Source organism: Apilactobacillus quenuiae (assembly GCF_002994005.1).
Classification (GTDB): Bacteria; Bacillota; Bacilli; order Lactobacillales; family Lactobacillaceae; genus Apilactobacillus; species Apilactobacillus quenuiae.
Map to the genome: position 1 here is coordinate 1 of NZ_POSN01000006.1, position 12105 is coordinate 12105.

Sequence of the window (12105 nt, forward strand, 5' to 3'; positions counted from 1 at the left end):
AAAGTGAAAGATTTATCTTTTAATAATCCAGTTGATGATATTAATGAAATAGTTAAATATATGATTAGAACTGGAAAACCTGCATATATTACCTTACCTATAGATGTTGCTAAAATTCCTGTTAGTAAAAAAATAAAAGAAAATATTCCTGAAATATTAGACAAAAAAATAAGTGTAAGAAATGACAACAAAAAATTAGTAAATAAACTTGTTTCATATTTAAATACAGCACAAAAACCAGTAGTATTAGTTGGACATGAAATTAAAAATTTACAACTAGGCAAATATGTAGAAAAATTTATTAAAGAAAATAAAGTTCCATTCACTGATCTAGCTTTGGGGAAATGTGCTGTTAATGAAGGATTACCTCAATTTATAGGTACTTATAATGGAGATTTATCTGATGAAAGCATTAAAAAAGTTGTAGATTCATCAGACTTGATTTTATCATTAGGTGCTAAGTTAACGGATTTTGTTACTGCAATGTTTACACAAAGTTTTGATGAAAGAAAAATGATTTCTCTAAATAATAATATTATTAGTGTATTTGGTGAGAGCGAAAACTATATGGATTCTTATGATTTTAGGGAATGCATATCAGAACTTTCAAACAAAAAGTTTAATAATAATTATATTTTTGACAAAAAAATTGAACAAAATAATTTTAAATTAACACCTACTAATAAACCATTAACTCAGGATTTCTATGACAAAGCTTTAGTTAATAGTTTAAATCAAGGAGAAACATTAGTAGCAGAATCAGGTACATCTTTTTCTGGATTATCACCAATGAATCTTGGAAATAGTGTAGATTTTGTAGGTCAACCACTTTGGGCATCAATTGGTTACAGTTTTCCTGCGATGATTGGTAGCCAATTAGCAGATAAAGACAGTCGTCATATTCTATCGACAGGTGAAGGTTCCTTACAACTTACTATTCAAGAATTAGGAATGTTATTAAAAAAACACTTGAATCCAGTTGTTTTTGTTATTAATAACAATGGTTATACAGTTGAAAGACTCATCCATGGTATGAATGCATCTTATAATGATGTACCAGAACTTAACTATACTCTAATGCCCAAAGCTTTTGGTGCAAACAATGATCAATTTTTAACTTATAATGTTAATACTGAGATAGATTTAATTAATGCATTAAAGGAAGCTTCATTGAACAAAGATAAATTCATATTAATTCAAGTTAATATGAAATATAATGATGCTCCTGCATCTTTAGCACAATTGGGAGAAATGATTTCTAACAAAAACGGAAAATAATTCTTCATTATTAATGCAATAAAGGTTCTAAAATTATCAGATTAATATCTGATAATTTTAGAACCTTTTTGTATATTACGGTCCCTATTTTTTAAAATTTTAAATTATAACTATATAAAAACAAAGATGAAATAGTTTGCTGCCTATGTCATCTTTATTAATTAATGTGGTTGAATATAATTGGAAAATAAATGTATGCTTTCACAAACATGGTTTGATTAACAACAAACTTATTATTAATATATAATTTTATTTACGAATAATCTTTCCCGAAGTAGTTCTTGAAAAATCATGTTTCATAAAAATAGGTTTAGTAATTCTTTCAAATAACAATAAACTTTGATTTAAAGTCTTTATATAATCTAATATTATGTTTTTATTAGCATTAGGAGCCCAAATTTTGGCCACTATCCTATCGTTGATTTCACATATAACACAAGCTTCAATTTCTTTACATGCTAGTAATTTATCTTCCAAGTCTTCCGGAGAAACATTTTCCCCATTACTTAGTATAATTAAATTTTTTTTACGTCCAGTTAGATACAAATGATTATCGCTAATGTAGCCTAAATCGCCTGTTTTAAACCAACCATTTACAATTTTGCTATTAGTTAACTTAGCCTCACGGTAGTATCCCCACATTAAAATCTTACCTTTAACTAATATTTCTCGATCTTTGATTTTGATCTTGCAATACTTGTTAATTATTCCCACTGATGTATCTTGTTGTCCAATCCCCAAACTAATTACTGGACCACATTCAGTCATACCATATCCATTAAATAATTGAATGCCTAAGTTCTTAAATAATATTTTCAAACTGTTATTTAAAGTGGCTCCACCAGAACAAATACGATATACATTGCCGCCTAAACAAGCTCGTGCTTGTTCAATAATATTTTCATATTTCTGTATATCGCCAGATCTTTTTTGTTCTAAACGCTCTATTTGGGGTACTTGGCGTTCTATTAATCGCTTAAAATTAATGACACCTCTAGGTACAGTTAAAATTTGCGTTGGTTTAAAATTTTTTAAATCTTGTTGAAAATTAAAATAATTATGACTTAAAAATAATTCATGTCCATTTTGTAAGGACGTTAATAAAAAGGACGTTAAAAAGAAAATATGATGATTAGGTAAGAAAGTATACATTTTTTCTTTAGTTTTAAGTTCTCTGGTGGTGTTAATAAAATCAATATTTTTTAAAATAGATTCATTTGATAGCATAACTGCATGTGGTTGACCATTAGTACCTGAAGTAAATACAATTTCTGCAATATCTGCTAAGTTATTCTCATTATTTTGAAATTGATTTTCATCAATTTTTAGATTGCTTACATCCTGCACCTTTATAAGAATGTTGCTTTTTTCTGGATGCAACATTGTAGTTGTTGCAGTATCTGTGACTAAAGTTAATGTAGGCTGGATAAATTTCAAACGTTGCTGGATTAATTTTTGACTTAATTGATAATCAATTGGAACCGCAATGTTGCCTGACAATAAAATACCAAGATAACTGCTTACCCATTGGTAAGTTGTAGATCCAATAATTGCTATTTTTTGTTTAGACTTTGTCGTTTTAAGTTGAATTAATGTTGCTATTTTTAGTGCCTGATGTAAGGCTTGTGCATACGTTTTATTTACATAATGTTGCTCTTCATAATAGGAACAGAACGTACGATTATTATATTTCAGCATATAATCTTTAATATATGTTCCAAGATTTGATTGCTTTAATAACATGGTACACTCAACTTCTTTCACTAATCTTTCGCTGAACTAAAATATTTAAATCATTTACCGTTTGAATATTTTGGTACTCATCATAGTTAATTTGAATATTAAATGTTACTTCAATATCATGAATCAAACTAACAACTTCCATAGAATATAAACCCAAGTCCATAATTAGATTTGATTGTAGAGTGATGTTTTTAGGAGTATATTTAGCAATCACTATATTTAATTTTGTCATTACAATACCTCATGGTGCATGATAAATTTATCTAAGACATTAAGATCATAAATACTCTTTGTGCAAAAAACATGGCTTTGTGGGTTAATTTGTTTTACTAATTTAGTTAAAACATTTCCTGGTCCCACTTCAATAAATACAACTTCTTCTGAACTTTGTTCAATCATGGCTTTAATACTTTTATACCAATTAACCTTTGAAATCAATTGATTGCTTAGTTCTTGCCGGATATTATTCGCACCTCTAATAATATCGGCATTAATATTACTAACTAATGGAATGTTAATATCCTTAAAATTAATTTTATTTATATATTCTTTTAATTTGACGTTATTAGTCATTTGTAAAATACAGTGAAAGGCTCCATTAATAGGCAATAATTTCACTTTCACTTGATCATTTGCTACAAACTGATTTTGTATTTTGTGTAAAACATCTTTATTGCCTGCTAATACAAACTGATCATTAGAATTTTGTATTACAATTTCGACAAAACGTTTTTCTTTTTTACATAATTGATTTAAGGCGTCTTCTTGCATACCTGAAATAGCTAGCATTCCTTCATTATTTACAGAATTGTTAATAATTTCAGTTCTATGGATGAGAAAACTGAAGAAGTCTGTGTTACTAATGTAGCCTGCTGCACACATCGCTGTAATTTCACCTAAACTATGTCCCATAAAAGTCTTAATGGCTAATCTGGGATATTTATTGGTCAGATAGTTAAAAATCGCCAAAGAATGTACTGCTAAGGTTAATTGAGCATTAGCAGGATTGAATACTTCTTTGCTCTGGTTAATTTTCATTAAATCCATTTTTAAAAAATTACTTGCTTGGGTATAAACCTGTTCAATATCATGAAAAATCTTCAATCCATTAAACATTCCAATGTGTTGGCTACCTTGCCCTGGAAACATGAAAACATATTTCATATTAAGTCCCTCCTAGCTTTTAAAAGCATCAATAAGAAGTTGATCAATCATGTTACCTAATTGTTTACCTAACTTATGATTCATATAAATTGAATAATGATTGCCATTAACATATATAGCTTGAATGGGTTGCTGAAATCTTCTTTGCCATTTACGTTTATCTAAATATTTAATGTGCAGCTGTCGCAATAATTCCGTGTTCTCCTGCTCTTTACAAATAAAAATTTTCATGGGCAGATTTAATTTAGCTGTTGACTGATATGTTTTTAACATTTGATGGTTAATTTTCCAAGTAGTTAAAAAGGTCTTTTTATCTTCAGCTCCAATGTGTTGAACATTTTTTAAGATTTGGCTTTGCATAATATGTTGAGCTGCTTTACTAATAGGAACATTATCAGCATAGGCCTCAATTGGATGTGTATCTAACATTATCAATAACTGCGGTTTTATCGATTTTTGCTCCACTAATTGTTTTGCAATTTCAAACGTGATGTTCCCGCCAAACGAATAACCACCTAAAACAAAGGGTTGATCTTTATTAATCAGTTCAATTGCATTTTTATACAATTGGGCTAACTGCTTTAAGTCATACTGTTTTACATATTCCAAATGTGTGAACGGAAAATCAATTAGAATGATATTATATGGATAATATTTATCTTGGAACATATGTTGATAGCCCATAGTTGTTCCACCAGCAGGATGAATTAAAAATAAGTTTGGTCGACTGCCATAAAAGTCATTTAGATAGGTGATAAAATTAAACGTTTTTTTGTTTTGTAAATGTGTTTGTATTACCGATTCCAATAAATCAGAATTATTAACTTCATCTATTGAAATGTGTAAACCATATTGTTTATTAGCTCTTAGAATTCGTTCAGGCAAGCTGACTTGGGAATCAGTATTTTCGGTATTCCCAGAAGTATTTGTTGACTGAATTGATGTTTGATCTTGTATTAAACTCTTACAAAATGACATTACAGTTTCATCAGAAACCAAAAGGTCAGTCAATTTATATTGCTTTTGAGTGACTTGATTCAAATTTTCAACTAATTCCACTAATAGGAAAGAATCTATAGGTAAATTTTTTAATTTACAGTTTTTTAAATCAATATTATGTTCGTTAGTACAATAAGTTTCAAAAATTTTAAATATATCTTCTATTGTTTTACTATTTGGCTCACTTTTAGCTACTACTTTGGGTTCTAACCATAATTTTTTTTCCATTAAAGGCTCTGATGGCATTTTTATTAAAGGAAACTTCTTTAATTCAAGATGTGCTCTTTTTTCGGTAGTTAAATCATAGTTATCCTCTTGATTTAACAACTTAGTATTAACTTTAAAATGTCCTAACTCATTGGAATAACTGACTTGTAGCCAACTAAGATGTGCTTGTTGGACACTTCTGAATAGTAGATTATGCAAACCACCCATAAGACTAGTAACCGTTTGGGTATCATGAATGAATGATTCAACTCTTTTTATATGTTGTTCATGTTGTGACAATCGTTTCGAAAATATCGGAACATTATATTGATATTGTTGTTTGAGATACGGAGATTTCGGTGATTTATATTGTGTAACAATTATGTGAGCATTGGTCCCACCCATACCAAAGGAATTAATGCCAATAGTTTGGATTTTTTTCGGCATTGAATTAGTCATAACTTTGATACCAGGATTAATTTGTTTTATTATTTCGGATAATTGACTAAAGTTAGCTTGTTTAGGAATAATTTGTTTGTTTAGCATCCAAATGGCTTTTAGTAAACCTAAACCTGCTGAAATTGTATCTAGATGTCCAAAATTAGCTTTAGTCGATCCCACTACTAATGGCTGACTAGGAAAGGCTTGTTTTAGACTAGTGGCTTCAATTGCATCACCAATTTTAGTTCCTGTACCATGCAATTCTAAATAATCGATTGTATGTTTATCTATACCTGCACTTTGATATGCAGTATTAATAGCCTTTAACTGTCCAGTAACTCCTGGTGCCGCATATCCAGACTTAGTGTCTCCATCATTTGAAACCCCTATTCCATTAATTGTACATAAAATTTGGTCATGAGCTTTTTGAGCATCCTTTAATGTTTTTAACGCAATGACAACTACTCCATTACCTGGGACCATACCATCAGCATCATTGTCAAATGGTCTACAAGTGCCAGCTTTAGAAAAAATGCTATCAGGAATGTATTTATAACCGTTTTCTGCATTTGCAATGATATGCGCTCCACCTACAATGGCCATCTTTAAACGATTAGCTTTTAAATCTTCACAGGCATAATATAATGCAGAAGCAAAGCTAGAACAAGCTGAAGAAATATTGGCACTGATACCACCAAAGCCAAATTTATAAGAGGTTTTAGAAGCAGCTGTATCTGGAATATTATTCAAATATGTGGAATACGATAGGTTATCGTTAGAGCTTATATTTTTCATTAAATAATCACTAGCCGACATGGCTGAAAAAACACCTGTTTCCTTCAACAAACTGGAATTATTTCTCAAGCCATACTCAGTAATCAGTTTCCAAACATTGACCAAAAAGCGTCTATGTTGCGGATCCATGTTTTTAATTTCTGAATCAGAAAAGCCAAAATACTCAGCATCAAAGTTTTTATAATCATTTAAAAGATAACAACAATTGATGTTATTTGATTTCCTTTGCTTGTTAAAGCGTTTAATTGTATCTTGACCATTATTGAAAATATCAGTCAAGTCTTTATCATTATTAACTTCAGGCAATTCATATGAACATCCTATAATCGCGATTTTCATAGTTATTCCTTTCCTATAATTGAATGCTTACTTTTAAATTCATCAATACTTTGATATTGAAAAAGATCTACTACTGTTAAAGCTGGATTAAATTTAAACATATCGTTCAATTCACTACATAGATCAATTAAATCTACAGATGATAAGCCCAGTTCCATAAAAGACCGTTTTCGATTATAGTTCTCAAAAAGATTCTTTAAGTTCAAATAGTTAATTAAAAAATTGTCAAATTCATCATTATGTTGCTTTAAAGACTTAACACTTCTAGGATACAAAATAATATTTTGTAATTTTTCTTCATCGATTTTGCCATTTTTATTAGTAGGAAAGGAATTTAAACGAATAAATTTATGCGGCATCATGTATGTTTCTAAAAAGTTCTCTAAAGTCTGTCTAAATAATGCTAATTGCTGTGGGGAAAAACTGGATGCCACATAAAAACAATAAATATGCCCCGTAAGGAAAATACATTTAACCATTTTTAACTCTGTATGGGTTTCAATAATTGTTTCGATCCCTGATAATTCAACTCTATGACCATTCACTTCTACTTGTGAATCTTTACGGTATAAATATTGAATGTTTCCATGCTTATCATACTTACCAAAATCACCAGAATAATATGTGGTTTGCAGAAAATCAAAATGATGCATCGTTGCTTTGACGTTGTTGAGATACCCAAAAGCAACCGTAGGACCAGCTACAACAATTTCTCCAGAGGCTTCACTACGAAGCCCCTTATCATTAACTAAATAAACATTGTCTTTGAACAATCCCTTCCCAATATTTGAAGAATTCGAATTGTCAAAGTCAATGTCAGTAATTTTATGGATAGTAGCATGAATTGTTACTTCCGTTATGCCATATAAGTTAAAAAAGCTAATTTGATGTTTATATTTTTTATAAATTGCTTTTAATTTGTTGTAATCTAGTTTTTCACCACCAAAAAGAATGTGATCAATCTTACCTAAATTAATTTTATCCAAATAAGGATAAAAGTTCATAAAAACAGATGGGGTCTGATTAATCACATTCACATGATGTATATCTATTAAATTAGTTATTTTATCAAATTCAAAGGGCTTAACTTTATCGCCTAATAAGACTAAGTTATCACCATAGCATAAAGGAGCAAAAATTTCCCAAATGGAAAAGTCAAATTCAAAGGAATGTAAGTTGATCCAAACTTTTTGGCTTGTCTGTTTAAAAGTTGGAGTCAATCCTTGTAGCAACATATATAAATTTTTATGCTTAATTTCGACGCCTTTAGGTTTACCAGTAGTCCCCGAAGTAAAGATAATATAGGCCCCATTATTACTATCAAATGGGGGTAAAACATTAGTTTTTTCCAATGGCATTAGTTTATTATTAACCATTAGATCATTATTTGAAGACAGACTAATTTCAGTACTTGAGGATAAGATTTGAGCTATAGAGCTCTTTGTAGTATTTGAAGCATGTTTGTTAATAGGTACATAACATTTTCCAGCTAACCAAATCGCAAGTATTAATTTTAAGGTTTTTGTATTACTCTCCGCGTTTATTAAAATATATTTATCTTTGATATTAACTAATGTTTGTGCCAAATGTTCTGCTTCAATAACCAACTCAGCCACATCGAATTTTTGATTATCTTCAATGACGTATTGGCTCGCTTTGGGAATCTTTTTTATAATGGCTAATAAGTTATTCATGGCAAATTAAGCTCCTTTATAATTCTGTTGTTAAATCCACATTTAAACTATTCATATTGTCATGGATTTTTTTACAAAAAACATTAAAAGTGGATTTGGAATATAATTGTGTTTCAATCGTTAATTGGTTTAGATCATCATAAGTGATATGAATTTCGGTTACTGAATTCATATTTAATATTCTTGTTTTAGTTTTAGTCTGCTTATTTTTATTATTAGGATAGTACGAAAACGTTACATTAAAGGGAGCATATTTAGAAAAGTTACTTGTAAAATCAAAATGGCTATATTTTAGATTCATATATAATTGTTGTTGTACATCGTTTAAAATTTGTTCGCTATGCTCCACCTCATTTCGCTTAATTATTATAGGCATAATATTTACAAAACAAGATATTAGCTTGCGATTAGTTAATTTTCGATTAGGAACGGGAACTCCAATCATAAGGCGATCTATATTAGTCATTTCAAAGATGGCCTTGGCAAGTGCAACAAGCACAATTGCCGACCTCAGATTAGGTTGTTGGTTAGCTAAAATAATTTCTCGTTGATCACATTTAAAATTACTTAAGCTTGTACTACCAATAATTACTGATGGATAAAATTCATTCTTAGTCTTTCTTTGATAGTATTTTTTTATAGTATCTGCGTCCTTGTTATCTGCATGTATAATACTTGCTTTGATTTCATTTTGTGTTTGTTCAGAGATTGGAGTTAAGGCTTGCTGCAAAATTATTTGTTTATAAAAATCTTTTTTAAATTTTAAAAAACTATAAAAATCAAAAATAATATGATGAACTTTTACCAATAATGTATAATGATCATTTTCATACAATAATTTTAAAGCAATCAATTTTTCATTATTGAATAAATTAATAGGCATATGAAAAAAAGCATTTTTTACTTTATCAAAGTTAACATTGGCATCGTTTAAATCATCTACTGCAACATCATTTTGAGTGAATGGATTACCAGAGTTTAAATTAACGCTCTTTCCATCGTAATTAATTTTCGCACATAATTCTGGATATAAATTAATTAAACTGCAAATAGATGCAATGTTTTCTTGAACTGTGTTATTGGAATTATATTCGAAATAAAAACATAAACTGTATTTTAAATTTGCCTTTTTTTGTAACAGTTCATCTAAAAAAATTTTTTTCTGCATCGGTGTCATACATATTTTCATACTTGAATAAATCCCTTCTTAGCTTTAATAACTGCTCAGTTATAATTTCCAAGCAATCAGCTTTAAATACAATCGTAATAATAAAATCATTAATTAAGAATCCCATGCCTATTACAGTAGGAAAACAATGAAATTTACACTTGAATAAAGAATCTGATGTTTTTGTTAGCTTATTAATCCGGTAAATCATAGGATCACATAATAAACCCATGCCTATATATTTGCCTAAACTTTCTTTAAAACTCATTTGGATGATCGTCATATATGTTGATAAATCATTTAATTTATCATATTTAGTATATGCGATTAAATTATATTTATTGGACATACGTTGAATGTCTGCTCCAATAATCAATTGACTGTTAAACAGAACAATTAAAATATATTGATAGCTATGCGAGATAGACAATCCCAAATTATTGTTGGGCACTAAAAATGGTTTACCATTTTCATCTTTGAATAATTTAGCATGATATTGATTATGAATATAATCTAGCACTATTGCATGCTGCTGCTCATAAGAGGGGAATTTATTTTTAATTACTAATAGATTGAAATAAAATGCATTAGTATCAAGCTTCATTTGAAACATCTCTAATAATAAATTTTATTCCATATTGCCAAGTTTGATTACTATCTCTTGCTAAGCGCCTTAATTCGCTATATACAGGCATACCTGCTTGTGGCTTAATCCCACCAACGTCAACCAATTCACCAATTGTAAAGGGACCTTCTATCAATTGAATAATGGCCATGTACCTAGCGGTTAAATTACGATAACCGATTACTGTAATTTGTGGAATATTATTTTGCTCTACATTCACAATTTTTCCCTTACCAGAAAACCTTTTATCTAATAATTCCCTATGATGACAGAAAGGACAGACCAATCGTTTAGGATAAAAAGATTTTTGACATTGCACACAATATGAACCAACTAATCGATATAAACTAGGATAGTTTCTCCATATGGCTAAAGAAGATTTTAAAATAGGATTGCTCACCTGGTCGTAATATTGATTGGCCAATTTTAATCATCTCCATCCATTTTTGATAATATAACAGCTCCTGCATCGGCATAATAGCCACCCATAAATGTAGAAAGTGCATGGTGAACGGGATTTTGAATTTTTAATCCTTGTTGAGTATTCGTTAATTGCCGATATAACTCAATAATTCCATATAGACTAGCGGCTCCACTAGCAAAGCCTCGGCCAATATTCCCACCATCCGTATTTACTGGACATTTTCCATTAACATTAGCTTCTCCATTAATATAAAACATGGGTGCAGTGCCGATTGGACAAATGCCAGTCGCTTCAAGCGCAATGAATTGATTTACAAGTTGATCATAAACCTGTACTGTATCGATATCTGTAGGTCGTAGGTTGGCTTGCTTATACGCACGATTGCAAGCAATTTTCAAGGGTAGCCCTTCAGCCAAATCTGAAACAGCTTTACTTTGATTATTCATTATTTGCTGATCACTATATCTATGTCCCACATAATGGGAAGTGGATAGCCATGAGCGCCCATGCACAACTACTTTATTTTTTCGTCGTGCTTTGACACTCTTGGTTAAAATAATGGCACTTGCGCCCTCACCAGAAGCAAGCGTACAACCTAATGCTGGGAGACTTTTTAAATCATAATAGTTACTAATTTTATCAAAATATTTCGCCTCAGGATTATACTTACCATAATTGCGAGCACTCATAGCAACCGCTAGTAGACTTTGATATTGTATGTCCTTGTTAATATGATGTTTTGCAAAATATTCCGTACCTAACAAAAATGAATCTATATGGGAATAGCCCAAACGATAATCAAATAAGCTATCGGAGCTTAATAACATATAATTTTCAAAGGGAATTACGTCCGTCATTTTACCAAAACCAGCAACTAAAACCGTATCGTAATTACCACTTTCAACCATGTCACACCCCTGCATAAAAGCTGCATGCGCACTGGCACAATTAGCACTATCCGTAAATGCGGGCAGTGGCGACAGACCAAGGGCATCCACTAAGGTAGGAGCAATCCCTCCATAGCCCACTTCACCTTCTCCGGTATAAGAAAAAACTGCACCATCAATTTGCTTAGGTGATATATGCGCATTGTCTATGGCTGCATAACTGGCCTCTACGATTAAGTCTTTAAAACCTTTATCAATATGTGGTTCACCAGGATTAATAGTACAACCGACGCCAATAATAGCGGGCAGCTTTTCATTCATTGAATGAATCTCCTTTCAAA

The 12105-nt window shown here is 30.4% G+C and carries 10 protein-coding genes; 1 reads left to right on the forward strand and 9 read right to left on the reverse strand.

Features of this window, described 5'->3' with window-relative positions; translation table 11 throughout:
• Positions 1-1278: thiamine pyrophosphate-dependent enzyme (locus C7N44_RS07405; RefSeq protein ID WP_105957282.1), on the forward strand; the 1278-nt coding region annotated here is incomplete at its 5' end.
• 249 nt (positions 1279-1527) lie between these two features.
• Here C7N44_RS07405 and C7N44_RS07410 read toward each other — a convergent pair.
• Genes C7N44_RS07410 through C7N44_RS07450 form a run of 9 tightly spaced genes read right to left on the reverse strand, consistent with a single transcriptional unit; the run spans position 1528 to position 12085 of the window.
• Positions 1528-3021: an AMP-binding protein gene (locus C7N44_RS07410; RefSeq protein ID WP_105957283.1), complete on the reverse strand. Its 1494-nt coding sequence runs from the start codon at positions 3019-3021 to the stop codon at positions 1528-1530.
• Positions 3022-3028: 7 nt separating this feature from the next.
• Positions 3029-3253: an acyl carrier protein gene (locus C7N44_RS07415; protein WP_105957284.1), complete on the reverse strand. Its 225-nt coding sequence runs from the start codon at positions 3251-3253 to the stop codon at positions 3029-3031.
• Positions 3253-4185 (reverse strand): ACP S-malonyltransferase, encoded by a 933-nt coding sequence (locus C7N44_RS07420; RefSeq protein ID WP_105957285.1) that lies wholly within the window; start codon positions 4183-4185, stop codon positions 3253-3255. Before C7N44_RS07420 ends, C7N44_RS07415 begins: the two co-directional genes overlap by 1 nt.
• A 12-nt stretch (positions 4186-4197) precedes the next feature.
• Positions 4198-6966, reverse strand: a complete 2769-nt coding sequence (locus C7N44_RS07425) for a beta-ketoacyl synthase N-terminal-like domain-containing protein (RefSeq protein WP_105957286.1) — start codon at positions 6964-6966, stop codon at positions 4198-4200.
• 2 nt (positions 6967-6968) lie between these two features.
• Positions 6969-8660, reverse strand: a complete 1692-nt coding sequence (locus C7N44_RS07430; protein ID WP_105957287.1) for an AMP-binding protein — start codon at positions 8658-8660, stop codon at positions 6969-6971.
• A gap of 16 nt (positions 8661-8676) precedes the next feature.
• On the reverse strand, positions 8677-9828 hold the full coding sequence (locus C7N44_RS07435) for a hypothetical protein (RefSeq protein ID WP_105957288.1): 1152 nt from the start codon (positions 9826-9828) through the stop codon (positions 8677-8679).
• Positions 9803-10432 (reverse strand): 4'-phosphopantetheinyl transferase family protein, encoded by a 630-nt coding sequence (locus C7N44_RS07440; protein ID WP_105957289.1) that lies wholly within the window; start codon positions 10430-10432, stop codon positions 9803-9805. Before C7N44_RS07440 ends, C7N44_RS07435 begins: the two co-directional genes overlap by 26 nt.
• On the reverse strand, positions 10422-10877 hold the full coding sequence (locus tag C7N44_RS07445; RefSeq protein ID WP_105957290.1) for a Zn-ribbon domain-containing OB-fold protein: 456 nt from the start codon (positions 10875-10877) through the stop codon (positions 10422-10424). The genes C7N44_RS07440 and C7N44_RS07445 overlap by 11 nt, the downstream gene beginning before the upstream one ends.
• 2 nt (positions 10878-10879) lie before the next feature.
• Positions 10880-12085, reverse strand: coding sequence for a thiolase family protein (locus C7N44_RS07450; protein WP_105957291.1), 1206 nt, complete (start codon positions 12083-12085; stop codon positions 10880-10882).
• Positions 12086-12105 lie beyond the last annotated feature (20 nt).